The sequence below is a fragment of the Mesorhizobium sp. 113-3-3 genome, from assembly GCF_016756495.1.
Taxonomy (GTDB): domain Bacteria; phylum Pseudomonadota; class Alphaproteobacteria; order Rhizobiales; family Rhizobiaceae; genus Mesorhizobium.
In genome coordinates, this window is sequence record NZ_AP023243.1 from 6,066,999 (window position 1) to 6,092,769 (window position 25,771).

A 25,771-nucleotide genomic window follows, 5' to 3' on the forward strand; every position below is an offset into this window, starting at 1 on the left:
CGTCAGAGCGCTCCTATCTTTGCCGAAATGGTGAAGTGCTCGCCGTCCTGACCGGGAACCTTGACCACAGGCGAGGCGAATTCAGGCGCCGAAAACAGCGGCGAGGCGTCGATGGGCTGGATCAGTTCGGCGGCCGAGGTGGAAAAGCCTGATATGGTCAGGTCGTCACCCTTGGCCGAGAGATCGGTCAGCCAGGCGGTGTCGGGCAGCAGATGTGTCAGCTCGGCCCAGACGCGCACCAGCGACGCCGTCGTCTTCTTTTCCTCACGGATCTTTTCGATCCGCTCGATGCCGGCCTGGCGCTTCTGCAGCGAGGTGCGCGCCGCCTTGGCCAGCACCTGCGCATCGGCGATCTGCGTGTCCAGTTCGGCCTCGGCCTGCCAGGCGCGCCAATGCGCATGCGCGAAGGTCACCAGCACGGCGCCGGCCAGCACCGACAGGGCCACAATCCAGGCGGTCCGGGCACGCCGGTCACGCGGCGTCGGCGGCCAGATGGCGGCGAGGCTAAGCGGGTCGGCGCGCAGCGTTCCGGCCGGCCGCGCCAGCGACAGGCAGCGGACCGACCCGCCGGCCCGGTGGACCGCCTCCAGCACGGCGGCAAGCGTCTTGGCCTTGACGACATGGTAGGCGCTGTCCTGTTCGGCCGTCGCGGCGAAGACGACATGCACCTGCGCCGGGTCGATCGGCGTCGCGGCCAGAAGGTCGAGTTCGGCCATGTCGCGCGCCTGCCGAACCGGCAGACGCCGCGCCGCGAGCTGCCGGGTCAGGAACAGGCCGGGCTGGACCGCGATATCGAAGCTCGGCCGCCGGCGCCGGGACCCGCCCTGCAGCAGCGCCAGGATCTCGTCGGAGGAAGCCGTCAGCGCCAGCGGGATCGACTGGAATTCCGGCGCCTTGGCCTCGCGCACGCGAATGCCGTCATCCGCCAGGCTGACGATCCAGTCGGCGGTCGAAGCTTGCTCTTTCCTGGGAACAACCCGCGTCCAGACCCCTCGCAGCTCATCGAGCCACCAGTCGAAGAAATCCAGAACCTGCGCGTTGAGTGTCGCCACAATCAACCACCCGCCACCCCGGCTGATTCTCAACCAGGGTTTTCAGGGAAAGACTACTACAGATGCTGGTGTGATGCGGATATTTGCGAAGGCGCGGGAGAGGGATTAGCCACAGCTTTTGTGGGAGAGCCAGGAGATAGCGAGAACTACGCCTCTCGAACGACCCGAAGGCGGCAAGCCGACGGCGCGGACCAAGGTCAGTTTTCGCTCCGGCATGCAGCAACCCGGCTGACCTTGCGCCATTCAGTCAGAGCGAGTCGTAAACGGCGTCGATCAACACTTTGCGGCGTGGGTCCATGTCGTCAAAGCCCAGCATGCGGTTGGTGACGTAGCCAAAACCGACGCCGGCATCGGGATCGGCGAAACCGATGGCGCCGCCCCAGCCGGTGTGACCGAAGGTTTGCGGCGACGCGCGGCCGGCATAGATCGGATCCTCCATCTGATAGCCGGCAGCGAAGGCCGTTGGAACCGCGAAGCTGTCATCCATGCCGCGAAAGCGCGGACGCGTTGCTTCCCCGATCGCCGCGCTGCCGATCAGAGCCTTGCCCTCCCAGACACCGCCGGCCGCCATCATGCCGTAGATGCGTGCCAGTGCGTGCGCCGCCGACTGACCATTGCCGCCCGGCACCTCGGCTGCGCGCCAGACGCGGTCGTTGGGGGCCAATGCACGAGGTGCTGGATTGTCGCTTGCATGGGGAAATGGCGAGGCGCGGACAAAGTCGACCCAGTCCGAGGCGCCAGGGCCTTCGATCATCTCGGCGACCCTGGAATCCTCGCTGTCCGGCAGACCGACATGAAAATCGGCTCCAAGCGGGCCAGCGATCTCTTCGGCGATGAAGCGGCCGATGCTTCGCCCGTCGACGCGGCGCAACACCTCGCCGGCAAGATGGCCATAGGTAAGGGCGTGATAGATGCAGCGGCTGCCGGGCTCCCAGAGTGGCGACATGGCCGCGAGCGCGTCGACTAAGGGCGTCCACGCGAACATGCCCGCTTCGTCCATCGGCACGGCAAGACCATTCAGCCCGGCCTGGTGCGACATCACCTGGTCGAGCCTGATGTGTTGCTTGCCGCCAGCCGCGAATTCCGGCCAGTAGCGGGCAATGGGTGCGGCGTAATCCAGTTTGCCGCGCTCCACCATCATGGCGATCGCCAGCGCCACGACGCCCTTGGTGCAGGACCAGACATTGATCAGCGTGTCCTGCCGCCACGGACGGGTGCGCGCGGCATCCGCATGACCGCCCCACAGGTCCACGACAGTCCTGCCGTGGACGACGACGGACACGCCACCGCCATGTTCCAGCCCTTGGGCGAAACACTCGGCGAAAGCCTGGCGCACGGCGGCAAAGCGCGGATCGCAGATACCATCTATGTTCATGGATGAAATTCCTACCAGATGCGGACGCGACGTATGCCGCCGTTGAGCCCATTCTGGCTCGGCGGGAACCCACCAGTCCAGCGAATTGCCGGCTCCGGCCTACTGCTTCACCGAGGTGGAAGTGCCCCAGGTATCCGACAGCACGTAGCCCTGGGGATAGGGATCGGTCGGATCGAGATAGTAGCTGTGCTCGCCGGTGATCCATGCCCGGCCGGTGATCTCCGGAACGATCGCCTTGCGCCCGGCAATTTCCGTCAGTTCCACGGTCCTGCCGGTGAAGCGCGAGCCGATGATCGATTCATGGATCAACACGTCGCCAACGCCCATCATGCCGCGCGCCTGCAGCACGGCCATGCGGGCCGATGTGCCGGTTCCGGTCGGGCTGCGGTCGGAGCGTCCCGGCGAAACGATGCAGGTGTTGCGCGTGACATTGCCCGGCCCCTGGAACGGCATGGCGAACTGAACGATCGACACGCCGCGCACATGGTCGAATTGCGGATGGACGACATCGAGCTGTTCGCGCGCGGCCCGCCTGATCTTCTCGCCGGCCACTGCCAGCTCGCGCGCCTCGTCGGGGGCGACCGAGAAGCCGAGCGCCTTGGCATCGACAATAGCGTAGAACATGCCGCCATAGGCGATGTCGACGATCAGCGTTCCAAGCCCTTCAACCTCGATTTTGGCATCGAGGCGGTCAACAAAGGCCGGCGCGTTGCGCAGCGTGATCGAGACGCATTTGCCGTCACGGCACTCGGCGCGCACCTCGATGACGCCACCCGGCATGTCGAGCTTGAAGCGCGTCTCGGGCTCCTGCATCGGTACCATGCCGGTCTCCAGCAGCACCGTAGCGACGCAGATCGTGTTGGACCCGGACATCGGCGGGTACTCGGTCGGCTCCATGATGATGGCGCCGGCGGCGCAGTCCTCGCGCGTCGATGGGACGAGCAGGTTGACGTGGCGCGCGACGCTGCCGCGCGGCTCGCAGATCAGCATGCGCCTGATATGGTCGTGATCGCGCTCCATCGTGATCATCTTGTCCATCATCGTGCGGCCCGCCGGCGGCAGCACGCCGCCGATGATGACGTCGCCGACCTCGCCTTCGGCATGGCAGCCGACGACACGAATGCTGGTTTTGCTGCGCATTGCTGTTCCTGCGTTGGTCCCTGGCGGCCACGACTATTTTGCTTGGCAAGCCGTGCCGCTTCGGGACAAACTGATCAATCCGCGTGCCAGCCTCAAGGAGAATCCGTGATGACCCCTAATGTTTTTTCCGGCTGCATGCCGGCGTTGATGACCCCATGCACGCAGGACCGCAAGCCCGACTTCGACGCGCTGGTGCGCAAGGGACGCGAACTGATCGCGGCCGGCATGTCGGCCGTCGTCTATTGCGGCTCGATGGGCGACTGGCCGCTCTTGACCGACGAGCAGCGCATGGAAGGCGTCGAACGCCTGGTGAAGGGCGGCGTGCCGGTGATCGTCGGGACCGGCGCGGTCAACACCGCCAAGGCCGTGGCGCATGCGGCGCACGCCCAGAAGGTCGGCGCCCGAGGCCTGATGGTGATCCCGCGTGTTCTTTCGCGCGGGCCCTCGGTGACGGCGCAGCGCCACCATTTCAAGGCAATTCTTGCCGCCGCGCCCGATCTGCCGGCGGTCATCTACAACAGTCCCTATTACGGCTTCGCCACACGGGCTGACCTGTTCTTCGCGCTGCGGGCCGAACATCCGAACCTGGTCGGCTTCAAGGAGTTCGGCGGACCGTCGGATCTGCGCTACGCAGCGGAAAACATCACCAGCCGCGACGATGAGGTGGCGCTGATGATCGGCGTCGACACCGCCGTCTTCCACGGTTTCGTCAATTGCGGCGCGTCCGGCGCCATCACCGGCATCGGCAACGTCTTGCCGAAGGAGGTGCTGCACCTCGTGGGCTTGAGCCAGGCGGCGGCCAAGGGCGACGTCGAGGCCCGCCAGCGCGCGCTGGAACTGGACGCCGCGCTCGCCGTGCTGTCGTCCTTCGACGAAGGCCCCGACCTTGTGCTCTATTTCAAGCACATGATGGTGCTGAAAGGCGCTCCCGAATACGAGCTGCACTTCAACGAGACGGATGCCCTGACCGACAGCCAGCGCGGCTACGCCGAGGCTCAGCTCAAATTGTTCGACAGCTGGTATGCCCAGTGGTCGAGGCAACCCGGCGTGATTGCAAGGTCTGCCGCCTGACCCGGCAAGTGCGACCAGGCGGCTATGATACGGCCGCTGGTCGCATTGTAGGTGCGGCTATCTAGACTAGTGCCTGACCATCCCGGCATCGACATTCAGCGTCTGGCCAGTGATCCAGCGAGCGTCTTCGCTCGCCAGGAACGAAACCACATCGGCAATATGCTCGGGCTGGCCCTTGCCCTTGATCGCCTGCAGCATCTCGACAAAGCCGAACGCCTCGTTGTGCGGGCTCGCCTTGACGCCGTCGCTCTCGACCAGGCCGGGCGTCACCGCATTCGCCGTGATGTTGTATTTGCCGAGTTCGGTGGCGAGCGCCCGGGTGAAGCCGATGACGCCTCCCTTGGCCGCGACATAGGCGGCCATGTTCGGCGTGCCGGCAAAGAAGGTGTTGGAGGCGATGCTGATCACCCGCCCGGCCTTGCCTGCCGCGCGCATCTGGTCCGTACCGGAGCGGGTGACAATGAAGGTGCCGGTCAGATTGACGTCGATGATCTTGCGCCAATGGTCGAGATCGACATCGTCCCAGGCGACGAAGGGCACGATGCTGGCATTGTTGACCAGGATATCTATACCACCGGTCAGGGCCTGGATTTCGGCGAAGAGTGCCTTGACCGAGGCCGGATCGGAAATGTCGGCGGCGATCGCCCTAGCCTTTCCGCCGATCGCCGCAGCGGCAGTCTTGGCGCCTTCGGCGTTGATGTCGCTGACGATGACGGTCGCCCCGTCGGCGGCAAGCCGCGCCGCGATCGCCTTGCCGATACCCTGTGCGGCGCCCGTCACCAGGGCCGTCTTTCCCGCAAGCCGTTCAGTCATGAAAATGCTCCCTCAATCCGTGATCTGGTGATGTCGGTTCAGGCGTCGGCATCGATAACGGCCAGCGCCGCCTCGATGCCTTTGCCGATCTTTAGTTTCTGACCGGCCGCGTTCACGGCGCCGCCAAGCGCGGTGAGTGCGGCGATCGCATAGATCGGCTGGGCGGTCGGCCCCATATGGCCGATGCGCGTCAGCTTCCCCAATGTCTCGCCGCGCCCCGACGAAAACACCACGCCGTAGCGGGCGCGCGCGGCCTGGCGAAGCGCCTTCTCGTCGACACCTTCGGGGGTGCGGACGGCGGTGGTGGTCGGCGACGCGATGCTGTCGCTGGCGGCCCAGATCGACAGGCCCATCGCGGTGACGCCCGCGCGCATGGCCCTGGCGGTGAGCGCGTGGCGCGCCCACACCGCCTCCGGCCCCTCATTGAGATAGAGGTCGAGCGCGACGTCGAGCCCGTTGATTTCCGAGACCGACGGCGTGAACGGAAACGGCTTGTCCCTCGACCAGGCATTTTCCCAGTCGACGATGCTCAGCATCGACGCGCGCGGCGCCAGGGGGTTGGCCTTCATCTTGGCCCAGGCCCGCTCGCTGACGCCCATCATGGTGAGGCCGGGAGGGGCGCCCAGGCATTTGTTGGGGCCGGTGACATAGATATCGGCCTTGCAGTCTTCCGGATGTGTCTTCATGCCGCCAAAGGAAGAGACGGCATCGACGATCAGGTAGCCACCATGCGCCGAGATCAGCGTGCCGATCGCGTCGATCGGATTGATGGTGCCCGACGGCGTGTCGTGATGACAGACCGACACGATGGTGATTTCCGGATGCGCCTTGAGCATGTCGGCGACCGCCTGCGGATCGATCGCCTCGTTATAGGGCACCTCGATCTCGAGCAGATGGGGTGAGTAACGTTTCGCCCAGTAGCCAAAGCCCTTGCCGTAGACGCCCGAGGCAAGGTTGAGCACGACATCGTCTGGCGTGATCAGCGACGCTGCCGCCGCCTCGAGGCCGAGCACCGGCTCGCCATGCAGGATGACCGGTTTGTTCGACAGGCGCATCGCCTTCTGCGCCTTGTCGACCACACCCTCGTAGAAGAGCTGGAATGCTGGATCGTAATCGTAGAGCACCGTTCGGCCGAGGCCGCGCAGGACTTCTGGATAGGCATTCACCGGCCCCGCGGTCAGGGTGATGACGGGATCGGCGTGTTCGGGATAGCGCATCATCTTGTCTCCGGATTGGCGGCGATCAGCCGTAGAATTGCGTGCCGGTCCTGTAGGTCTTGAAGTTGTCCATGTCGTGCGAGTACATCAGCTCGGCGCCATGGTCCTCGGCGAGCTTCCTCACCTTGCGCATCGAATTGACGCCCGCCACCGGGTCGATGTGGAAAGCAGCCTGGCACAGCGTCTCCAGGCTCTTCTGGGTGTAGGCGGCGTCGATGGTGAACAGGATCGGCTTGCGCTTGGGGAACTCGACCAGCAGGCTGTAGTGGCCGATCGAATGGCCTGGTGTCGAGATCAGCTTTACGCCCCGGGCGAGATCGACGTCGCCGTCGATACCCTCGAAGGTCGAGTTGGCGCGCGTCGTGCCTTCCAGCAGTTGCGCGGTGGCGCCACGCGCTTCGGCGGCCTCCACCGAGAAGCTCAGGTCGGAATAGCCGAGATGCTCGAAAGGCTGCGGATCGCAGGCCTGCGGCACTTCCGAGCGATGGCAAATCTTCTTGGCGTGCGGAAAATACTTGTTGCCGCCGCAATGGTCGAAGTGGAAATGCGAATTGACGACGACGTCGATATCCTTGGGCTCGAGCCCGAGCAGGCCAAGCGCGCCAGGGATGGTCTGGTGTTTTTCCTGAATCGGCTTTTCGAAGGGCAGCACCTTCATGACATGATCGTAGTCGTAGCCGGTGTCGATGAGGAAACGGCCCTCGGCATGCTCGATCAGGATCGAATAGACGGGGAAGCGCACTTCGCCGCCAGGGCCGCGGTTCCAGAACACATGATAGCCGTCGAGAACGAGCGAGCCGCCGTCGAGCAGGTAGACCTTGGTATCAGACATTCTTGCCTCCTTTTTTGACGCGGGTCCCATCCGCGCATGATTGTTGTCAGCGCGCGCCGCGCTCGTATGGAATGCCAAGTGCCGCCGGCAGGCTGGCGCGCCGGCCGAACAGCACCAGCATGATCATCACCGCCAGGAACGGCAGCATCTGGATGATGTCGGTCGGTATGTTGATGCCGGCCACCTGCATGGCCGTCGTCAGCGACAGGCAGACGCCGAACAGCAGGGCGCCGAACAGCACCCAGACCGGACGGCCGCGCGCCAGCATGGCCAGCACGATGCCAAGGAAGCCGGCGCCGTTGGTGATGAATGGAATGAACAGGCCCGCCCCGACATTGGCGAGATAGGCGCCGCCAAGCCCGGCCAACGCGCCGGTCGTCAGCACCGCGATGGTCCGGGTCCTGATGACGTCGATACCGGCGACGTCGAGCGCGGCCGGCTTGTCGCCCGCAGCCTGCAGATTGAGGCCGAGTTGCGTGCGCCGGTAGAGGTAGCCCATGGCGAACACCAGCGCGACCGCCAGGTAGACGATCAGATGATGCTTGAAGAAGGCGGGGCCGATGACAGGAATATCCGACAGCAGCGGAATGACGGTGGCTTCCGCCGCCGGCAGGCGGGGATAGCTGCGCGAGAACTGGAAATGATGAAGCAGCGCCGTCAGGCCTTCGAGGCCAAGCGTCAGCGCGATGCCGATGACGATCTGGTTCAGCCCGATGCGCACGCAAAGCAGCGCCATGACCAGCGCCACGGCGACGCCGCCGGCGGCACCTGTGAGAAAGCCCAGCCATAGCGATCCGGAATAGAAGGCGCCGACGAAGCCGAGATAGGCGCCGGCCAGCATCATGCCTTCGATGCCGATGTTGAGCACGCCGGCTTTTTCCGACATCTGCTCGCCGAGCCCGGCCAGCAGCAGCGGGATGGCGGCGGTGACGGCGCCGAACAGCAGCGCGCTGAGAAAGACTTCGCTGAAGAGCCCGGTCATGCCCTAAGCCTTTCTCGACTGGTTGTAGCGATGGTCGACATATTCGGCGAGCGCCAGCACGATCAGCACGATGGAAACCAGCACCAGCGTGAAATGATTGGGCACGCCGAGCCGCCGCGCCGCGCTTTCGCCGCCGATCGACAGCACCGAGAGCAGGAACACGAAACCGATGGCCGCAAAGCCGTTCATGCGGGCGAGGAACACGGCCGGAATGACCGCCAGCCCGTAGGCGGGGTTCCAGTCGGCGCGGACATTGCCTTGCACGCCGATGATGTCGACGGCGCCGGCAAGGCCGGCGAGCCCCGCTGAAATGGCGAAGACAGCGACGGTCAGGCCGGGGACGCCCAGCCCCGAATGGACCGCCGCGCGCGGATTGGCGCCGACGATCCGCAGCTTCAGCCCGAACGCCGTGCGCGTCATCACCAGATGCACGATAATGATCGCCGCCAGCCCAAGCAGCAGGCCGCTGGTGATGGTCGTTTCGAACAGGCGCGGCAGCCGGTCTTCCACCGGCAGTGTGCGGGTCTGCGGCACGGTCGTGGTGGGATCACGAAATGCCAGCTTGACCAGCACATTGGCGAGCGAAGTGCCGAGGAACGTCATCATCAGCGTGGTGATGATCTCGTTGACACCCTGATAGGCGCGCAGCAGAGCCGGCACCAGCGACCAGATCATCGCCACCACCATGGCGATGAGGAACGAGCAGATGAGCGCCAGCCAAGCCGGCAAGATCTCCACCAACACCGGAGCGCTGGCGGCTGCCGTCACCGCACCGAGAAGGAACTGGCCGTCGCCGCCGAGATTCCACATGCCGGCGCGGAAGGCGACGATCAAGCCGGCGGCGAGGAACAGCAGCGGCGCCATGCGCGTCAACGTCTGCTGGATACCGAGCGGCGAGAACAGTCCTTTCTCCAGCACAAAGCCGTAATAGGCGAGCGGGTCGACGCCGACGGCAAGCAGGATGCAGCCGGCGATGACGAGTGCTATGAGGATCGGGCCGAGTGTCATCAGCAGCCGGTGCAGGATGTCGCGGCGCGTCGCCGCCGCGCTCGTGGCATCGAGTGCGGTGGCACTGGCCGTGGGTGAGGTGTCGATGCTCATGCGGCAAGTCCGATCATCAGGCGGCCGATCCTGGTGCGGGCGTCGTCGGTGTTCTCGACGGTGCCGACCAGCGCTCCATTGGCGATGACGGCGACACGATCGCACATGCTCAGCAACTCCTCGAGGTCAGTGGAGATGAGCAGCACGGCGAGACCGCGGGCCGCCGTATCGCGGATGCGCTGGCGCGACGCCAAAGTGTTGGCGAGATCGAGCCCATAGGTCGGTTTGTTGAAAATCACCACCTTGGCACCCTCGGCCAGTTCTCGTGCCAGCAGCACCTTCTGGATGTTGCCGCCGGACAGCCGGGCGACCGGCGTCTTCAGGCTTGGCGTGCGCACGTCGTATTCACGCACGAGCTCTGCCGCGCGCCTGTCGATCTCGCCACGCTGCTCAACGCCGTGGCGCCAGAACGGGGCCGCGCCGACCTGCTTGAGGAAGAAGTTGATCGACACCGGGAAGGTGCCGACAGTGCCTTCGCCCAGCCGGTCATCGGTCAGGTAGCGCAGACCGCGCCGGCGGCGTTCGCCGACGCTCAGCGCCTCGATGGGAATACCCTCCAGCCGCACTGAACCGCCGGTCGCCCCGCGTTGGCCGGCCAGCGCTTCCGCCAACTGCTTCTGGCCGTTGCCGTCGATACCGGCGATGCCCAGGATCTCGCCCGGGCGGATGTCGAAGGAGATCGACGAGAGGCCGGGCGCATTGTCCGTCGGCGCGACCGCCAGATCCGCGACCTGAAGCAGCGGCGCCGCATCGGCCTGGACTGTACGGACCGGACGCTCGACAGCTTCCGGATCGTCTTTCCGCTTGCCGAACATCAATTCCACGATCTCAGAGATGATCGCCTGCTCACCCAGTGCGCGAAACCGCTCGGGTGGAATCTCGCCGACCTTGCGGCCGAGCTTCAGGACCGAGATGCGGTCGCCGAAGGCCGCCGCCTCCTTGAGCTTGTGGGTGATGAAGACGATCGCCAGGCCCTGCTCGACAAGGCGGCGCATCAGCGCGCCCAGTTCATCGATGCCTTTCGGTGTCAGCATGGAGGTGGATTCGTCGAGGATCAGCAGCCGGCTGTTGCGCACCATGGCGCGCAGGATTTCGACCTGCTGCTGCTCACCCAGCGAAAGCTCCGAAACCTTGACATGCAGCTTCACCGTGATGCCGAGGCTGCGGGTGATCTCGGCGACGCGCGCCTCAAGCTCCTCGGTCCGGGGGCGTTGCCACCACGGTCCGCCAAGCAAAAGGTTTTCCGCCACCGTCAGCGTCGGCACCAGCATCATGTGCTGGAACACAGTGCCGATGCCCAGCGCCAGTGCATGGCGCGGCGAGGTGATCGGCGTTGGTTTGCCGTCGACCAGTATGCGTCCCTCGTCCGGCTGCTGCAGGCCCGACAGCATGCCGATCAATGTCGATTTTCCAGCACCGTTCTCGCCGAGCAGCACATGCACTTCGCCGGGGCGGATCGACAGGTCGACGCTGTCATTGGCGACAATGCCGGGGAACCGTTTGGTCACGCCTTCCAGCGCGACGATGTCGCGCTTGTCGACGGGCGATGAAGAAAGACTGCTCATGAAAGCCCAGCCCTGAAAACGGGAAACGTCCGGAGGGGCGAACCGATCGCCCCTCCGGTAGCTGATTTCTGGTCGCCTTACTGGGCGACGCTGGTCATCAGCGCCCTGACGGCGGCCGCGTCATAGACCGGATCGACCTTGATCTTGCCGGAAATGACGTCCTCGCGCAGCGCCTGGATTTCCGTCCAGACCTTGTCCGGAATGGCAGCGGTTTTCAGCAGCTTCACCGAGTCGTCCTTGAGGCCGATCGTGTAGTGTTTGGTGCCGAACGTGTCGGCCTTGAGGTCGGCGATCATCGCCGCATAGACAGGCTCGATGTTCCACACCACCGACGACAGCAGGAAGCCCTTGTCGATCGGCGACTTGTCGCCGATGACGTCGATGAAATAGACCTTGCCGCCATCCGCTGCCTTGGTCGTTTCGACCGCCTGCAGCATACCGAAGCTCGAACCGTTGCCCTGGCCGAAGATGATGTCGGCGCCCGACGCGATCACGCTCTCGGTGACGCGCTTGCCGCCGGCCGCGTCGCTGTAGGCGGCCGGGCCGATCACCGCATAAGTGATCTTGACGTCCGGGTTCTCCGCCTTCACGCCTTGCGCGAAAGCCGCCGACTGCGAATTCCACGATGGCGGTTCGCCCGAGACGACGATGCCGACCGACTTGGAGCGCGACATCTTGGCGGCGAGACGGCCGGCGAGGTAAGCGCCCTGGTGGCCGCTCAGCGTGTAGTCGGCGACGAGGCCCTTCTCCAGGCCGTTCGGCGTATCGACGATTGCCACCGGAACCTTCAGTTCCTTGGCGATTTCAGGCGCCGAGGTGTTGTAACCGCTGGCATGGGCGATCAGCAGGCTGGCGCCGTCGGATGCAAGCTCGCGCAAGGTCGGACGAACGTCGCCGTAGCCGAGGCCCTGGGCCACGACCACTTCGACGCCGGCGGCCTTGCCCGCCGCCTTGGCGGCGTCGATGCCTTGCTGGTTCCAGCCGTAGTCGGTGCCTTCTTCAGGCGTCAGGATAGCGATCGACTTGACTTCGCCGGCAAGCGCGCCGCCCAACAAGACACCGCTCAGTATAACTGCACTTACACTGCTCTTAAGAATCTTTAACATGTTACCCTCTCTGTTTGATTTCCCAATCAATATTCTTATTGTTATTGCGCAGAAGCGAGATAGACTGCCCGATGAAAATCTACCCATGGAGATCGGGCAAAGTGAAGATTCGTTATGTCCTTCCGGTGATGCTGGCGCTCACACCCTTCGCCAACGCGGTCGAGTTGCACCATGTCATCGTCCGCAAGGGCACCGACGGGCTCGCCATGGTGCCGTTGACGATTTCGAATGCGGGCAATGAAGGGCTGTCCTGCAATGCCGACTTCGCCCACTGGTATTCGGCCGGGATCGCGACGGTCGAGCCGGGCAAGAGCGCCCGTGTCGAGCTCTGGTTCGACGCCAAGACCGGCACGTTCACGATCCTCAACGACAAGCGCGAGAACCTGCCGGTCGAGCGGCTGTGGTGCGGCCTGTCGGGCCGCGCATATGCCACGCGGGTGCAGATCACGCTCGACCGCATCGACGCGGCCAAGGGAGCGCGCGCCGTGTCCTGCGGCGTGGAGCAGGACCGGCTGGCGTGCCGATAGCCGCTCATCGACCCGTTGGCCCGCGACATGGCGCGACCTATTCCTTGGCCAGGAATTTGTCGGTGAAGACGTCGTCAGCCGACAGGGCCGCCTTGAGCACGCCTTGATCGGTGAGCGTCTTCAACGTTTCTTCCCACTGCGTCTTCGTCATCCAGCCAAGGCCGTGTTCCTTGGTGTCCGGGCTGGTGAAGGTCGACGCGATGTCGGCGTTGATCTGCGCCAGCAGCACATCCTTCTTGTCGGCGTAACCGGGTGCGGCCTTCGCCGTGATCTCGGCGGCCTCCTCAGGGTGCGCCACGACATAGTCGAAGGCCTCCCTGTACGCCTTGACGAAGCGGGCAACGATTTCAGGCTTGTCCTTGATCATTGCCTGCGAGGTGAACAGGCCGGAGCCATAGGCCTTCCAGCCATGGTCCGAGCCCATCATGATGCTGAGAGAACCGGGACCGCCCGCCTTGGCCTCCAGTTCGGGGACCTCGGCGTCGACATAGCCGACCACCGTCTGGACCCGGCCCAGAAGCAGATAGCTTTCATACGGTGGAGAGACGCTGTTCAGCGTCATGTCCTTCTCGGTCAGGCCGTTGGCCGCCAGGAAGCCCTTGAAGAAGATGTAGGTCGAACCGGCCGGATGAATGCCGATGGTGAGACCCTTGAGATCCGCCGGCTTGGCGAGCTTCAGCGTCTTGGCCAGCGAGATGATCGCCAGCGGCGAGTGCTGGTTGACGGCGGCCATCGCCACGACGGGAACGTTCTGCGACCGCGCGACGGCAAGCGTGGGAAGATCGCCGAAACCGAAATCCGCATTCCCATTGCCCACCAGCCGCATGGCGTCCGGCGAGCCGGAGCCCTTGCGGATTTCGGCGACGTCGATGTCGTTCTTGGCGAAGAAGCCCTTTTCCTTGCCGACGAAGAACATGGCGTGGTTGCCACGCACCACCCAGTCGAGCTGGACGTTGACCTTGTCCGCCGCCAGGGCCGCGCCCGAGAAGCCGAGTGTCCCGACACACGCCGCAAGCGCGGCTGCCTTGATGAGTGAGCGTCTGAGCATTTTTGTTCCCTTTTTCATTGGTTGAGAGCGGACCTAGGACTGGCTGAATTTCGGCGCCCACGGCACCACGATGCGTTCGAGAATTTCGGCCGCGTAGTAGAAGGCGATGCCCAGCACCGAAACGAGGAGCAGGGCCGCGAAGACCAGCGCGGTGTCGAGCTGGGTCGAGGCGAACTGGATGACGTAGCCGAGCCCGTCCGAGGCACCGGCGAATTCGCCGACGATGGCGCCGATGACGCTGAGCGTCGCGGCGATCTTGGTGCCTGCCATCAGGTTGGGCAGCGAATGCGGAACGCGAATCCTGAACAGGATCTGCGTACGGCTGGCGCCGACCGAATTCATCAGCGACAGCAGCGAGCGGTCGACCGACTGCATGCCCGCCAGCATCGACAAGGTCACCGGGAAGAAGGCGATGACCAGGATCAGGCCGATCTTGGGCGCGAGCCCGTAGCCGAACCAGAGGATGAAGATCGGCGCCAATGCCACCTTGGGCACGTTCTGGAACAGCACCACCAGCGGATAGAGCGCTCGCCCCAGCCAGTCGAAACGCACGATGACCAGTGCAATGGCAATGCCGACCACGACGGAGACAAGGAAGCCGAACAGGATCTCGCCCGCCGTCACCAGCGTCGCCTGCATCAGCGTTCCCCATTGCGCGACCAGCGATTGCGCGATCTCGGACGGGGCGGGAATGATGAAGGCGGATATGGCGAAAATCCGCACCACGGCTTCCCACACGACGATCGTCACCAACAGAAGGATGACCGCCGGAAGCCAGCTGCCTGTCGCCGCCCCCCAGGTCGAGGCAAAGCGCGACTCAGGCCGCGACTCGGAGAGATTGGTGAAGGGTTGATCGCTCATGACGCGCCTCCCGGTTGGTGGCTGGCGCGCAGCATGGTGCGCAGTTGAACCACCAGCCTGACGAAATCCGGATCTTCCGTGACCGACAGGTCGCGCGGATAGGGCAGAGCAATGTCGAGGCTCTCGGTGATGCGCCCAGGCTTGATCCCCATCACGTGGACATGGCGCGACAGGTGAATGGCCTCGTCTATCGAATGGGTGACGAGGACGATGGTCTTGCCGGTGCGCTGCCAGATCTCCAGCAACGACTGGCCCATCGCATCGCGGGTGATGGCGTCGAGCGCGCCGAACGGCTCGTCCATCAAAAGCACCGCCGGATCGAGCGCCAGGGCCCGCGCGATGGCGACGCGCTGGCGCATGCCGCCTGACAATTCATGGGGGCGCTTGTGGGCGCTGTCGCCCAGCCCCACCAGTTCCAGCATCTGCTGGCCGCGCGCCCGCAACTCAGCGCGCGAGAGCGACTTGTCGGCAATGCCAAGCAGCATCGAGGCGTTGTCGACGGCGTTCTTCCAGGGAAGCAAATTGGCGTCCTGGAAGACGAGGCCGATCATGCGCTTGCGCGCCGCCTCGACCGGCGAAAGCCCGGCAATCGAAACGCTGCCGCTCGTCGGATTCACAAGTCCGGCCAGGACCTTGAGCAAAGTGCTCTTGCCGCAACCGGACGGACCAATAAGGGAAACAAACGACCCTTTCGGCACCGAAAGATCGATATTCTGCAGAACCAGCTGCTTGGCCATCACCACCGAAACGCCCTTGGCGGAAATCAGATCGTCATCGTGGCGGATATGGGCTGGCCGACCGCCTGCTGCTCGAATGGGTTCCATGCGCATGGCTACTCCCGGCCCTCCAGGATGCGCCGCACCGCGACGAGTTTGCGCGCCCGTTCGCCTTGCAGTGCCTTGGTCTGCTCGGGCGTGTAGGAGAACATGCCCTCCCCCGACTTGATGCCGAACTTCGACGCGTTGGTCTTTTCCAGCACCATGGGCGCGACGTCGTCGCGATTGGAGAGATCGGCATTGAGGAAGGAGGAGACGGACTTGTAGATATCCAGCCCCGCCATATCGAGCAGCGCCATCGGCCCGATCACGGCGATCTTGTAGCCGATGCCCCACGACACGCAGGTGTCGAGATCTTCCGGATCGATGACGCCGCGCTCGACAAGGTCGACCGCCTCGCGCAGCAGCGCATAAAGCACGCGGTTTTCGACGAAGCCGGGAACATCCTTCTTCACCACCACCGGCAGCAGGCCGATCGAGCGGATCAGGTCGCGGATAACAGCCACGGTCTGCGGCGCGGTGTTCTCGCCGGCGATCACCTCGATCATCGGGATGATGTGCGGCGGGTTCGACCAGTGCATGCCCACCATCCGCTCGGGATGCGAGATATGCGCCTGCAGCTTGGTGATCGGGATACCAGACGTGTCGGAGGCGACGATCGTGTCGGAGCCTATAAGGCCATCGATCGTGCGATACACATCGGCCTTGACCGAAATGTTCTCGGGAACGTTCTCGATGACGAGGTCGGCCCTGGATACCGCATCGCGGATATCATCGGTGAAGCGGACCGTTCCGGTGCCAGCCGACGGTGGCGCGATACCCAAGGCGTCGAGAACGGTCTCGGCCACGCCCAGCATGGATCGCGCGCGCTCGATCGCTGCCGGGGCGACATCGTAGGCGACCACCTGCAGGCCGCCTCTGGCGAGACGCGCGGCCATGCCCGGCCCCATCGTACCCATACCGACGATGGCGATATTTCGGATCATGACACTGCCCCGCTTTGTTTTGAGCTCGCGATGAGGTCGGCGGCTTTCTCGGCAATCATGATCACTGCCGCGTTGATGTTGCCGCAGACCAGGTCGGGCATGACGGACGCATCCACCACCCTGAGGCCGTCGACGCCGCGAACCCGCAGTTGCGGGTCAACGACCGAGGCCGCATCGGCCCCCATCCGGCAGGTCCCGGCCGGATGATGCACGGTGATGGAGGTCTTGCGGATATGCTCGTCGATCTCGTCGTCGCTCTGGCACTTCGGACCGGGAAAGAATTCCGCCTCGATGAACGGCTGCATGGAGGGCTGCGCGGCCAGATCCCTTGCCACCCGGAAACCGGCCCGCAACGACTCCCAATCCTTCGGCGACGCGAGGAAATTCTGGTGGATCAGCGGCGCCGCCGAGGGATCAGCCGACGCCAGTTTCACCGCTCCCCGGCTCTCAGGCTGCGTCGCCACGATGCGCGTCGCGAAACCGTCCGCGAACGGCGCCTTGAACGGCTTGAAATAGGGCCATGCGGCGAGCGGCGCCGCCGTGAAGAGCAATTGCACGTCCGGCAACGGCCGCGCCGGACCGCTCTTCAGGAAGGCGACAACACCGCCGGGCACATCGCCGGAAAAACCGCGTCCCGTGAGGTAGGTCTTGACGAAATCGAAGCCGATGCGATCGGCGCGCATGTTGCGCAGGAAAGGGCCGCCCGGAGCCCGGCGCCGGTACATGAGGATGACCGAGACGTGATCCTGCAGGTTCTTGCCGACGGCCGGCAGGTTGACCCGCGTCTGGATCCCGTGCGCGGCAAGCTCATCCTGTGCCCCGATGCCCGACAGCATCATGAGTTGCGGCGTGTTGATCACGCCGCCGGCAAGCAGCACTTCCTTGCGGGCGAGAACCGTGCGTTCGCCGCCACGATGGTTGATGGTGACGCCGGTGGCACGCGTACCCTCCAGTACGATCTTCGTCGCGCTCGCTTCCGTCAGGACGGTCAGGTTGGGCCGCTTCAGCACCGGCCGCAGATAGGCTGACGCAGTGGAGGCGCGCCGGCCTTTTGAAATCGTCATCTGGAGGCGGCCGAAACCTTCCTGCCGCTCGCCATTGTAGTCATTGGTCTGCGCATAGCCTGCCTGCACGCTGGCTTGCGCGAAGGCGTCGATCAGCGTGTCCTTGTAGCGGCAGTACTGGGTGCTGACCGGGCCGTTGCCGCCACGATACTGGTTCGCGCCGCCTTCCCAGCTTTCCTGCTTGCGGAAATACGGCAGCACCTTGTCGTACGACCAGTCGCTGAGCCCTGCGGCTGCCCAACGGTCGTAGTCACCGCGATTGCCCCGCACATAGGCCATGGCGTTGGTCGACGAGGATCCGCCGATGACCTTTCCGCGCGCGCACTCGACCCGACGCCCGCCGACATTGTCTTCCGGCTCGCAGAAATACATCCAGTCATGGCGACGCTCGGTCAGGATCTTGCCCCATCCAAGCGGTATATGGATCATCGGATCGCGGTCCCAGCCGCCGGCCTCCAGCAACAGTACCGAACATCCCGGGTCGGCGCTCAGCCGGTTGGCGAGCACGCAACCGGCCGATCCGGCCCCAACAATGATGTAGTCGTAGCTTTCAGCGTGCGGCATGGTGCGTTTCATTGCCTTCGGCTGACGCCGTGGCGTCAGGGAACTGTTGAAAACCGGGCCTGGAAATCCCGGCACGGGCCGGGACCACCTAGGTATTCCACAAGGCGACCGGCTCTAGATCAGGCCAGCCTCTCTCAGACGCTGCGACCAGTGGTTCCACCCCCGGTCGATCTGAGCGCCGACGAGCTTTCCCGCCGTCTTGACCTCGCCTGGCGACAGATACTTGATCTTGCCGATCTGCAGGCCGGCCGTAAGCGCCTTCGCTTCCTGCTCGAGATAGAAGGCTCGGAAGACGACCTCGCGCACGGAGTTGCCGACATTGACGACGCCATGACGGGCCATGAGGACCACGGTGCTGTCGCCGAGGCTTTCGGCGATATCCGCGCAGACATCATGGCCACCGCCGAAGAGATCCGTCTCGTCGCCGTGCTTGTCGCGGATCTCATAGACTGGAACCGACTCGCCCATGAAAGCTCCCATATGGGTGACCGGCCGAAGCGGCGTGTCGACGAAGCAATAGGGCAGCACGGCAGGGGAATGGGTGTGGAGCACGCACTGGACGTCGGGCCGCGCCCTGTAGATCTCGCTGTGGATATAGCGCTCCAGATAGGACGGCCGGTTGTCCGACGTTTCGCCGTCGAGGTTGAAACGCTGCATGTCACCGGCCGTTATCAGGCTTGGAGCAAGCTTCTGCGCCAGGAAGAAGCTTGCGGGATCCTCGGGATCACGGGCACTGATGTGCCCGAACGTATCCAGGATGCCTTCGTTCAGAAGTATCTTCGTCGCTGTAACCAGCTCCTCGAAAACCTTCTGGTGTAACGGGCTGTTGTCTGTCATTTCCAAATTCTCCCATTGCGGCGATGGCGACCATTCTTGTTGTTGTTATCGGTCGCCAGGGCCGCGGATTTCACTTGTTTTCGTAGATGCCGACGATCCGATTCTGCTCGATGATGTTGCCGGCATATTTCTGCAGGAACTCCTCCCGGGTGGGCGTCCCTTCGACCTTCGTGTCCAGGGCATAGACCCAGAAATAGTAGTGATGTTCTCCATGGCCAGCGGGCGGCTGGGGTCCGTAATATTGCTTGCCGCCGGCGCCGTTGGGGCCGACGCGGAACTTTTCCTGCGCGTCCGAAAGATCCGTCGTCGAGGGATCGATGCCGTAGACCACCCAATGGGTGAAGCCGTTGGCGAGCGGCGCGTCCGGATCGTGGCAGATGATCGCGAGTTCCTTCGTCCCTGCCGGGACGCCGCTGACGGTAAGCCTGGGCAATACGTTGCCCTTGTCGCCGGCATGTTCGTCGCGCAGTTTCCCGAGCGGCTTGAAATCCGCCGACGTGATCTTGAGGTCCTTGATGTTCAAAGGCATGAAATTTTCGTCCTTTCAGCAATTCGATCGAGCTAGACGCCGGCCTTGAGGTCGGCGACGGATTTGCCGCCGACGCGCTGGTGCACGCGCGGACCCGATGCGACGGCGACGCAGATTAGAAGCTCGTCCGGGCGCGGGGCATCCGGCACGGAAAAGGTGACGGCGTCATAGTGGGAACGGATGTAGAGCTCGTCCTTGTGGGCAAGCGGGATGTCGATGGTCGTGCCGGCGACAGCGACCTTGCTGACCGACGAAATCCAGGCCTTGCCACCGCCCACCTGCTGGCGCAGCGGATCGCCGAACACAGTGGTTATGCAGGCGACGACATGCTCCTGTTCGCCTGACGTACCCGCGATACCGCCCTTGCCGTAGCTTTCGACCGGCCTGTTGCCGAGCAGCGCCACGGCTCTCTCGCCGAGCGCATGACCGATCGCTGCGCTCGGATTGGTCAGATCAGACAGTTCGGCGACGAACTTTCCGGCGAAGGGATTGCGTATGACAACGCCAGTCGCGACTTTGACAAGGGTTTCGCCAGGCGTGCCGCCGTCATGCCGGCTTTCCTGGACGCAGGCGTACCATCCCCTGACATCATAGTCTCTTTCGACTTCACTGGAATAATTCATCTTTATCTCCTGAAAGGCGCGCGCTGTTTCCGCACGCACCGATTAATTCGTTGGCCGGTTTGCCCGACGCTACTGCGGCCATGAGAACACACGGCGCAGCGGGTCGTAGCGGGCGGCTTCCAGTGCTGCCGGCGTGAACATGTTTCCCTTCGAGAGCGAGCGGTTTGCCGCGTAGTCGCCGGACAGGGCCTGGCAGCGATCGGTGATCGGGCGGATGCGCGTCTCCCACGCGACGAGCGCATCCTCGACCGAAGAACCCTCTTCCAGGTCCTGCGACAGGCTGAAGGCGTTGACCATCGCACAACCGGCACCCTGGGCAAGAGCCGGGCACATGGCATGCGCGGCGTCTCCAACGAGGGCGACCTTGCCTCTTGTCCAGCTATCGAGCTTGGTTGTTTCGTACTTGTCGTACCGGGCGGTTTTCAGCTTGGCCGCCTCGATCAGGCATGGCTCCAGGAAAGGAAACATCTCGACCCAGACTTCGAGATCGATCGGCACGCTCGATCCGCGCGGATCGGCGGCCGGAGCCATCAGGCCGAGATAGAGCTCGTTCTCATTGCAGGGCGAATAGAGAATGCGCTGGACGCGCGGCCAGAAGTTCCACATGTCGATGGTGTTGTCCCACTCGCCATGACCAAGCTCTTTCTTCATGCGCGGGACGATCAGCCGGATAAGACCATCTTTCGAAACCCAGCGATCCTGTTTGAAGCCGATGGAATCCCTGACCTTGGAGCCGACGCCATCGGCGCCGACGATCAGGTCGGCTTCGAGAACCTCTCCGGTCTGAAGCGTCAGGCGCCCTTCCGGATCGGCGGCGACGGCCTCGGAATTGACGCTTATGTCGACGCCAAGCGCACGGGCACGGTTGACCAGGGCATCGTGCAGGTGGCTGCGGGTCATGATGCGCCAGGGGAGACCGTTGAACGTCTCCTTGGAAACCGACTTGTTGTGCATCCAGGTCTCATAGGTCGGAGGCGTGTGCGAACCCTGGAGAACATCGTCCAGGGCGCCCAGCCCTTCGAGCACGCGAAGGCCATTGTGCCAGAGATAGATGCCCGCGCCGAACGCCCGCAGTTCCGAGCTCTTTTCGTGCAGCCTGACATCCCAGCCATTCTGCTTGAGAGCGATGGCGGCGGTCAGGCCGGCAAAGCCGCCGCCGGCAACCTCGGCACGTCGCGTCTTGCCCGGAGTCTTGTTTACATTGGCCATTTTCTATCCTGATGCTGCGTACAAGAAGACGGCGCGTCTGGCCGTCAGGCGTCTATAAAGTTGGTGATGGCTTTCAGCGTGATCTCGGGAGAGACCTCGTTGACGTAGTGGTCGGCGCCCGGGATGACGACGACAGGCAGATCGGGCCGCAGCTGGCTTGTCTTGGCCAGCGCCGCCGCCGAAACCAATTTGCTCGACTCGCCGCGAACGATGAGGACGGGCTTCGTCACGTCGCGGTAGGCCGGCACCAGGTCCGCTCGCAGGCCCCTGGCGGTCTGCGCCATCGCCGCGGGCGAGGCCAATGGACGCAATCCGCCGTCGACCGGCTGATAGCCGCTTTCAGCTCTGATCCTGATGGCGTCGGCGGGAATGTTCGGATAGCGGCCGGCGAGGTATGCCTCGACAGCCCCGACATCCTCGAAAAGCTGGCTCCCCGCGTTCACGCGCGCTTCCAGCGCGTCCAACGCTTCGGTCTCGATATAAGGCGTAAAGTCGATTGCGACGACCGAGCGCACCAGATCCGGGTATTTCGCTGCGGCCGTGACGGAATTTCGAGCACCAAGCGAATGCCCGACGAGGATGGCACGGCCTCGATCGAGCGTGCGTATCAGGCCGGCGATGTCGTCGGCATAGTCATTCGCCTCGTAGCCGGTTTCCGGCTTGTCGCTGAGGCCATGCCCCCTCTGGTCAACCGCTATCGTCGTGAACCGGTCCGAGAGCCGAGCCATCAACGGCTCGAAGACGGCGGAGTTGGAGGTGATGCCGTGGAAGAACAGCATCAACGGGCCGCTGCCCCTCTGGCGCACGTTCAAGGCGATGCGGCCGATGTCGACGCGTCGCGAGATGAAGTGGTCGGAAGCACCCTCTGCCGCCATGTCCATGATCCTCTCCTCCGCTGCCCGTCTCCAGCAAAAGGATCATACAGACCGTGGCCTCGTCAAGCAGATTGTCTGACATTCTTGCAATCTTCGGATTTGACAATCTGTCTATCCTGCTGTCAAATTTCCATGGCGTGGCGTATGCTGCTTCAGTTTTGCGACTCAAAGGCCATGAGACGTTACCTATGCCCCCAGATTTGAATTTGCGAATTTCGCCACGGACCGTGCAACGGGAGACCGTCGACAAGTTACGGCTGGCGATCTTCTCCGGTTTGTTTCAGCCGGGAAGCCGCCTCATCGAAAGTCAACTGTGCACACAACTCGGCATCAGCCGCCCCTCGCTGCGGGAGGCTTTGCGCAGTCTTGAGGCCGAGCGCCTGATCGAGATCGTGCCCAACCGCGGGCCGTCGATACCGGCGCTTTCCTGGGAGGTGGCAACCGCCATCTACGAGGTTCGAGAGCTGTTGGAAGTCGAGGCGGCGGGACGATGCGCGCTGAGGATTTCGCCGGAACAGTTGCGTGAACTCGAGAAATCCCTTTCGGCGTTCGAAGAGGCCGCATCGAGCAATGACAGCCTGGCGCAGGTCATGACCGCCGCGGACTTCTATTCGATCATACTGGCGAACTGCGGCAATCCGATCCTGGAGGAAGTCCATCGCGGTCTGGTGGCCAGGATCAGCTTCTTTCGAGGACGGTCGATGTCCCTGGAGGGTAGAGCGCAAAGCAGCCTGGCGGAGATGAGGGAGATCTTCGAATCCATCGCCGCCGGCGACGAGAAGGCCGCCCGCAAAGCCTCGAAGCATCACGTCCTGAGGGCGAAAGCGGCCGCGAAGATATCCATGGACCACGGGATTTGAGTTCTTCGATCGACTGTTGTTCCGTCTGAAGACTCGACGTCCTTCATGACGTTTTCGGATCGGCCGAACGCAGATCGGTGCGCGGCTTTCTTCATGTCGGTGTCAGACATGCCGGCCATCGAAGCCGGCAAATGGCAGATGGAGTGATGATGACCAGGGCCGATGTCGAGCGTAGACCGAATTGCGATATCGTCATCGTCGGCGGCGGGTCAGCCGGATCGTTGCTTGCCGCGCGACTGAGTGAAGATCCGGACAGTCGCGTTCTGCTGATCGAGGCAGGCGAAGAGGCGACGGATCCCGACATCTGGAACCCCGCCGAATGGCCGGCGCTTCAGGGCCGCAGCTACGATTGGGACTATCGCACGGAGCCGCAGGCCGGCACCGCAGGCCGGGTGCATCATTGGGCGCGCGGGCGGTTGATCGGCGGCTCGAGCTGCCTGCACGCGATGGGTTATATGCGCGGGCATCCTGCCGACTTCCAGGCCTGGGTCGATGCGACCGGGGATCGCCGATGGAGCTGGGATGAACTGCTGCCGGTTTTCCAGTCTATCGAAGACCACCCGCTTGGTGGCGACGGCATTCATGGCAAAGGCGGGCCGCTGCCTGTCCATTTACCGGTGGACGAAGTCAGTCCGCTTGCCCGTGCCTTCATCGAGGCCGGCGCATCGTTGGGCCTGCCTCGCCTTGAGGGCCACAACAGCGGAGAGATGATCGGCGTCACCCCGAACTCCTTGAATATTCGCGACGGGCGGCGGGTCACAGTGGCGGACGCCTGGCTCACAGAGGCGGTTCGCGGCCGCAAGAACCTGACCATCCTTACGGGCTCCCGGGTGTGGCGGCTCAAGCTGGAGGGCAATCAGGTCCGCAGCCTCGAGGTCGTCGGGCGACAGGGATCGGTCGAGATCTTGGCGGATCGAGTCGTCCTTTGCGCCGGAGCGCTGGAAAGTCCGGCCTTGCTGATGCGTTCGGGCATCGGTCCGCGCGATGTGCTCGATGCGGCAGGCGTCGGCTGCCTGATCGATATGCCTGATATCGGTCGGAACCTGCAGGACCACCTGCTTGGCGCCGGCAACCTCTACGCGGCCCGCAAGCCGGTGCCGCCATCGCGCCTCCAGCATTCGGAATCGATGGCCTATATGCGGGCTGACAGCTTCACCGCTGCCGGGCAGCCTGAAATAGTCGTTGGCTGCGGTGTCGCGCCGATCGTGTCGGAATGCTTTCGGGCGCCCGCCGCCGGCACGGCATACTCGCTGCTGTTCGGCATCACCCATCCGACGAGCCGCGGCAGCGTGCGCATAAGCGGGCCTGAGCTCGGCGATCGATTGATCATCGATCCGGGATACCTGCAAACCGGCCGCGACCGCGAGTTGTTTCGCCAAGCGCTTGAGGCGGCACGGACAATCGGGCATGGAGAGGAACTCGCAGGCTGGCGCGAGCGCGAACTCCTGCCAGGCAGCCTGAACAGTGCGGCCGAGATCGACGACTTCATCGCGCGGTCGGTCATCACGCACCATCATCCCTGCGGTACATGCAGGATGGGCAAGGACCCGGACGCCGTCGTCGATGCAAATCTACGGCTGAAGGCGCTCGACAATGTCTTTGTCGTGGACGCGTCGATCATGCCCAGGCTCACCGCGGGACCGATTCACGCCGCGGTCCTCGCGATCGCCGAGACTTTCGCCCGACGGCACTAAACCACCGAAGCCGCCGGCTCGGCTTGCGGTACGGAAGACCGGCGCGCCGCACTGGCATATTTCTGGGCGATCATGGCGCAGACCATGAGCTGTATCTGGTGGAAGAGCATCAGCGGCAGAACGATCGCGCCGACGCCCTGGCCGGCGAAGATGACGTTGGCCATCGGCACGCCGCTTGCCAGGCTCTTCTTCGAACCGCAGAAGGTGATCGTGATCTGGTCGGCCCTGTCGAAGCCGAGAAGCCGGCTGCCATAGGTCGTCAACAGAAGCACCAGGCCGAGGAGCACCATGTCGGCGACGACGACCACGGCAATGTCGCGCAGCGAGAACATTTGCCAAAGCCCCTCGGCGACCGCCGTGCTGAAGGCCAGATAGACGACCATCAGGATCGAGCCGCGATCGACAGGCATCAGCAGTGTCTTGCGGGCGCGTATCCAGTTGCCGATCCGCGGTTCCAGCAACTGTCCGAGCGCAAAGGGCAGGAGCAGCTGCACCAGGATCTGGCTCACCGCATCCCACGAAAATCCGCCGTGACCACCGATGGAGAAGAGCAGGCCGACGAGCAGGGGCGTCAGGAACATGCCGAAGATGTTGGAGGCGGAAGCCGAGCAGATGGCCGCGGGGACATTTCCGCCGGCGATCGAGGTGAACGCGATCGAGGACTGCACCGTCGACGGCAGGACACAGAGAAACAGAATGCCGAGATAGAGCGGCTTGGGCAGGATCGAAGCAGGCAGATAGCCAAGCGCAAAACCCAGCAGCGGGAACAGGCCAAAGGTCGTCAAAAGGATCACCAGGTGCAGGCGCCAATGCATCAGGCCGGCGACGACGACATCGCGCGAGAGCCTCGCGCCATGCAGGAAGAACAGCAGCGCCACGGCAAGATTGGTCGCGATCGCGAACCATCCCGCGAATGTCCCAGTCGCGGGCGCCACCGACGCAAGCGCGACTGTGCACAACAGGAGGATCAGAAAGGTGTCCGGCAGAAAGCGGCGCATGACATGTTTGCTCCAGAACGGCGGCGCCGTCTTCTCGCGCATTGCGAAACAGGATACAAGGAATAA

25 protein-coding genes are annotated in these 25,771 nt (G+C 63.9%); 4 read left to right on the forward strand and 21 right to left on the reverse strand.

Translation table 11 applies throughout. The annotated features are described in order from the left end of the window. Nucleotides 1-2: 2 nt before the first annotated feature. The 3 genes from JG746_RS29465 to JG746_RS29475 form a co-directional block, all read right to left on the reverse strand. Nucleotides 3-1,052 carry a PilN domain-containing protein gene (locus tag JG746_RS29465; protein WP_202355928.1) on the reverse strand — a complete coding sequence of 350 codons (1,050 nt, stop codon included), beginning with the start codon at nucleotides 1,050-1,052 and terminating at the stop codon, nucleotides 3-5. A 247-nt stretch (nucleotides 1,053-1,299) separates the two neighbouring features. Then, nucleotides 1,300-2,427, reverse strand: a complete 1,128-nt coding sequence (locus tag JG746_RS29470; RefSeq protein ID WP_202355929.1) for a serine hydrolase domain-containing protein — start codon at nucleotides 2,425-2,427, stop codon at nucleotides 1,300-1,302. 99 nt (nucleotides 2,428-2,526) lie between these two features. Continuing rightward, entirely contained in the window at nucleotides 2,527-3,567 is a 1,041-nt protein-coding gene (locus JG746_RS29475) for a proline racemase family protein (protein ID WP_202355930.1), read from the reverse strand. Nucleotides 3,568-3,675: 108 nt separating this feature from the next. On the opposite strand from JG746_RS29475, the gene JG746_RS29480 reads away from it, so the two are divergent. Beyond that, nucleotides 3,676-4,638 carry a dihydrodipicolinate synthase family protein gene (locus JG746_RS29480; RefSeq protein WP_202355931.1) on the forward strand — a complete coding sequence of 321 codons (963 nt, stop codon included), beginning with the start codon at nucleotides 3,676-3,678 and terminating at the stop codon, nucleotides 4,636-4,638. 66 nt (nucleotides 4,639-4,704) lie between these two features. Here JG746_RS29480 and pldH read toward each other — a convergent pair whose 3' ends face one another. The 7 genes from pldH to JG746_RS29515 all read right to left on the reverse strand — a co-directional run bounded on the left by pldH (nucleotide 4,705) and on the right by JG746_RS29515 (nucleotide 12,254). Continuing rightward, complete coding sequence (gene pldH, locus JG746_RS29485; protein ID WP_202355932.1) at nucleotides 4,705-5,451, reverse strand: pyridoxal 4-dehydrogenase, SDR-type; 747 nt, start codon at nucleotides 5,449-5,451, stop codon at nucleotides 4,705-4,707. Between the two features lie 38 nt (nucleotides 5,452-5,489). Beyond that, the gene (ppaT, locus tag JG746_RS29490; protein WP_202359522.1) at nucleotides 5,490-6,668 is read right to left on the reverse strand and encodes a pyridoxamine--pyruvate transaminase; all 1,179 of its coding nucleotides are present in this window, start codon (nucleotides 6,666-6,668) and stop codon (nucleotides 5,490-5,492) included. A gap of 25 nt (nucleotides 6,669-6,693) precedes the next feature. Next, nucleotides 6,694-7,500, reverse strand: a complete 807-nt coding sequence (pldA, locus tag JG746_RS29495) for a 4-pyridoxolactonase (RefSeq protein ID WP_202355933.1) — start codon at nucleotides 7,498-7,500, stop codon at nucleotides 6,694-6,696. Nucleotides 7,501-7,546: 46 nt separating this feature from the next. Continuing rightward, nucleotides 7,547-8,482 (reverse strand): putative B6 ABC transporter permease subunit 1, encoded by a 936-nt coding sequence (locus JG746_RS29500; RefSeq protein ID WP_202355934.1) that lies wholly within the window; start codon nucleotides 8,480-8,482, stop codon nucleotides 7,547-7,549. 3 nt (nucleotides 8,483-8,485) lie between these two features. Further along, entirely contained in the window at nucleotides 8,486-9,583 is a 1,098-nt protein-coding gene (locus JG746_RS29505; RefSeq protein ID WP_202355935.1) for a putative B6 ABC transporter permease subunit 2, read from the reverse strand. Beyond that, on the reverse strand, nucleotides 9,580-11,148 hold the full coding sequence (locus JG746_RS29510; protein ID WP_202355936.1) for a putative B6 ABC transporter ATP-binding protein: 1,569 nt from the start codon (nucleotides 11,146-11,148) through the stop codon (nucleotides 9,580-9,582). The genes JG746_RS29505 and JG746_RS29510 overlap by 4 nt, the downstream gene beginning before the upstream one ends. 77 nt (nucleotides 11,149-11,225) lie before the next feature. After that, on the reverse strand, nucleotides 11,226-12,254 hold the full coding sequence (locus JG746_RS29515; protein ID WP_202355937.1) for a putative B6 ABC transporter substrate-binding protein: 1,029 nt from the start codon (nucleotides 12,252-12,254) through the stop codon (nucleotides 11,226-11,228). Between the two features lie 101 nt (nucleotides 12,255-12,355). On the opposite strand from JG746_RS29515, the gene JG746_RS29520 reads away from it, so the two are divergent. After that, nucleotides 12,356-12,781 carry a hypothetical protein gene (locus tag JG746_RS29520; protein ID WP_244730526.1) on the forward strand — a complete coding sequence of 142 codons (426 nt, stop codon included), beginning with the start codon at nucleotides 12,356-12,358 and terminating at the stop codon, nucleotides 12,779-12,781. A 37-nt stretch (nucleotides 12,782-12,818) separates the two neighbouring features. Here the strand turns inward: JG746_RS29520 and JG746_RS29525 are convergent, their stop codons facing one another. The 10 genes from JG746_RS29525 to JG746_RS29570 all read right to left on the reverse strand — a co-directional run bounded on the left by JG746_RS29525 (nucleotide 12,819) and on the right by JG746_RS29570 (nucleotide 22,159). After that, nucleotides 12,819-13,829 (reverse strand): ABC transporter substrate-binding protein, encoded by a 1,011-nt coding sequence (locus JG746_RS29525; RefSeq protein WP_202355939.1) that lies wholly within the window; start codon nucleotides 13,827-13,829, stop codon nucleotides 12,819-12,821. A gap of 33 nt (nucleotides 13,830-13,862) precedes the next feature. Continuing rightward, nucleotides 13,863-14,690 carry an ABC transporter permease gene (locus JG746_RS29530; protein ID WP_202355940.1) on the reverse strand — a complete coding sequence of 276 codons (828 nt, stop codon included), beginning with the start codon at nucleotides 14,688-14,690 and terminating at the stop codon, nucleotides 13,863-13,865. Further along, complete coding sequence (locus tag JG746_RS29535) at nucleotides 14,687-15,520, reverse strand: ABC transporter ATP-binding protein (RefSeq protein WP_202355941.1); 834 nt, start codon at nucleotides 15,518-15,520, stop codon at nucleotides 14,687-14,689. Before JG746_RS29535 ends, JG746_RS29530 begins: the two co-directional genes overlap by 4 nt. A gap of 2 nt (nucleotides 15,521-15,522) precedes the next feature. Further along, nucleotides 15,523-16,452, reverse strand: coding sequence for a 5-formyl-3-hydroxy-2-methylpyridine 4-carboxylate 5-dehydrogenase (fhmpcd1, locus tag JG746_RS29540; RefSeq protein WP_202355942.1), 930 nt, complete (start codon nucleotides 16,450-16,452; stop codon nucleotides 15,523-15,525). Beyond that, on the reverse strand, nucleotides 16,449-18,080 hold the full coding sequence (locus JG746_RS29545; RefSeq protein WP_202355943.1) for a GMC family oxidoreductase: 1,632 nt from the start codon (nucleotides 18,078-18,080) through the stop codon (nucleotides 16,449-16,451). The genes fhmpcd1 and JG746_RS29545 overlap by 4 nt, the downstream gene beginning before the upstream one ends. 114 nt (nucleotides 18,081-18,194) lie before the next feature. Further along, nucleotides 18,195-18,917 (reverse strand): class II aldolase/adducin family protein, encoded by a 723-nt coding sequence (locus JG746_RS29550; RefSeq protein WP_202355944.1) that lies wholly within the window; start codon nucleotides 18,915-18,917, stop codon nucleotides 18,195-18,197. 70 nt (nucleotides 18,918-18,987) lie between these two features. Next, a complete protein-coding gene (locus JG746_RS29555) occupies nucleotides 18,988-19,446 on the reverse strand; it encodes a YbhB/YbcL family Raf kinase inhibitor-like protein (protein WP_202355945.1) in 459 nt (152 codons plus the stop codon). A gap of 32 nt (nucleotides 19,447-19,478) precedes the next feature. After that, complete coding sequence (locus tag JG746_RS29560; RefSeq protein ID WP_202355946.1) at nucleotides 19,479-20,069, reverse strand: amino acid synthesis family protein; 591 nt, start codon at nucleotides 20,067-20,069, stop codon at nucleotides 19,479-19,481. Between the two features lie 69 nt (nucleotides 20,070-20,138). After that, on the reverse strand, nucleotides 20,139-21,278 hold the full coding sequence (locus JG746_RS29565; protein ID WP_202355947.1) for an FAD-dependent oxidoreductase: 1,140 nt from the start codon (nucleotides 21,276-21,278) through the stop codon (nucleotides 20,139-20,141). A 44-nt stretch (nucleotides 21,279-21,322) separates the two neighbouring features. Beyond that, nucleotides 21,323-22,159: a 2-(acetamidomethylene)succinate hydrolase gene (locus tag JG746_RS29570; RefSeq protein WP_202355948.1), complete on the reverse strand. Its 837-nt coding sequence runs from the start codon at nucleotides 22,157-22,159 to the stop codon at nucleotides 21,323-21,325. Between the two features lie 65 nt (nucleotides 22,160-22,224). Here JG746_RS29570 and JG746_RS29575 point away from each other — a divergent pair, with 65 nt between their 5' ends. Together JG746_RS29575 and JG746_RS29580 are read left to right on the forward strand one after the other, a co-directional pair. Beyond that, on the forward strand, nucleotides 22,225-23,013 hold the full coding sequence (locus tag JG746_RS29575) for a GntR family transcriptional regulator (RefSeq protein ID WP_244730527.1): 789 nt from the start codon (nucleotides 22,225-22,227) through the stop codon (nucleotides 23,011-23,013). Nucleotides 23,014-23,144: 131 nt separating this feature from the next. Further along, on the forward strand, nucleotides 23,145-24,707 hold the full coding sequence (locus JG746_RS29580; RefSeq protein ID WP_202355949.1) for a GMC family oxidoreductase: 1,563 nt from the start codon (nucleotides 23,145-23,147) through the stop codon (nucleotides 24,705-24,707). Here the strand turns inward: JG746_RS29580 and JG746_RS29585 are convergent. Beyond that, nucleotides 24,704-25,747, reverse strand: coding sequence for a bile acid:sodium symporter family protein (locus JG746_RS29585; protein WP_202355950.1), 1,044 nt, complete (start codon nucleotides 25,745-25,747; stop codon nucleotides 24,704-24,706). The genes JG746_RS29580 and JG746_RS29585 overlap by 4 nt on opposite strands. Nucleotides 25,748-25,771: the final 24 nt, after the last annotated feature.

Coding starts and splice junctions, on each gene's coding strand:
- pldH (WP_202355932.1), bottom strand. CDS start 5,451: ATGACTGAACGGCTTGCGGGAAAGACGGCCCTGGTGACGGGCGCCGCA.
- JG746_RS29480 (WP_202355931.1), top strand. CDS start 3,676: ATGACCCCTAATGTTTTTTCCGGCTGCATGCCGGCGTTGATGACCCCA.
- JG746_RS29510 (WP_202355936.1), bottom strand. CDS start 11,148: ATGAGCAGTCTTTCTTCATCGCCCGTCGACAAGCGCGACATCGTCGCG.
- fhmpcd1 (WP_202355942.1), bottom strand. CDS start 16,452: ATGATCCGAAATATCGCCATCGTCGGTATGGGTACGATGGGGCCGGGC.
- JG746_RS29565 (WP_202355947.1), bottom strand. CDS start 21,278: ATGGCCAATGTAAACAAGACTCCGGGCAAGACGCGACGTGCCGAGGTT.
- JG746_RS29515 (WP_202355937.1), bottom strand. CDS start 12,254: ATGTTAAAGATTCTTAAGAGCAGTGTAAGTGCAGTTATACTGAGCGGT.
- JG746_RS29555 (WP_202355945.1), bottom strand. CDS start 19,446: ATGCCTTTGAACATCAAGGACCTCAAGATCACGTCGGCGGATTTCAAG.
- JG746_RS29535 (WP_202355941.1), bottom strand. CDS start 15,520: ATGCGCATGGAACCCATTCGAGCAGCAGGCGGTCGGCCAGCCCATATC.
- JG746_RS29560 (WP_202355946.1), bottom strand. CDS start 20,069: ATGAATTATTCCAGTGAAGTCGAAAGAGACTATGATGTCAGGGGATGG.
- ppaT (WP_202359522.1), bottom strand. CDS start 6,668: ATGCGCTATCCCGAACACGCCGATCCCGTCATCACCCTGACCGCGGGG.
- JG746_RS29530 (WP_202355940.1), bottom strand. CDS start 14,690: ATGAGCGATCAACCCTTCACCAATCTCTCCGAGTCGCGGCCTGAGTCG.
- JG746_RS29580 (WP_202355949.1), top strand. CDS start 23,145: ATGGCAGATGGAGTGATGATGACCAGGGCCGATGTCGAGCGTAGACCG.
- JG746_RS29505 (WP_202355935.1), bottom strand. CDS start 9,583: ATGAGCATCGACACCTCACCCACGGCCAGTGCCACCGCACTCGATGCC.
- pldA (WP_202355933.1), bottom strand. CDS start 7,500: ATGTCTGATACCAAGGTCTACCTGCTCGACGGCGGCTCGCTCGTTCTC.
- JG746_RS29570 (WP_202355948.1), bottom strand. CDS start 22,159: ATGGACATGGCGGCAGAGGGTGCTTCCGACCACTTCATCTCGCGACGC.
- JG746_RS29475 (WP_202355930.1), bottom strand. CDS start 3,567: ATGCGCAGCAAAACCAGCATTCGTGTCGTCGGCTGCCATGCCGAAGGC.
- JG746_RS29550 (WP_202355944.1), bottom strand. CDS start 18,917: ATGACAGACAACAGCCCGTTACACCAGAAGGTTTTCGAGGAGCTGGTT.
- JG746_RS29545 (WP_202355943.1), bottom strand. CDS start 18,080: ATGCCGCACGCTGAAAGCTACGACTACATCATTGTTGGGGCCGGATCG.
- JG746_RS29585 (WP_202355950.1), bottom strand. CDS start 25,747: ATGCGCGAGAAGACGGCGCCGCCGTTCTGGAGCAAACATGTCATGCGC.
- JG746_RS29500 (WP_202355934.1), bottom strand. CDS start 8,482: ATGACCGGGCTCTTCAGCGAAGTCTTTCTCAGCGCGCTGCTGTTCGGC.
- JG746_RS29525 (WP_202355939.1), bottom strand. CDS start 13,829: ATGCTCAGACGCTCACTCATCAAGGCAGCCGCGCTTGCGGCGTGTGTC.
- JG746_RS29470 (WP_202355929.1), bottom strand. CDS start 2,427: ATGAACATAGATGGTATCTGCGATCCGCGCTTTGCCGCCGTGCGCCAG.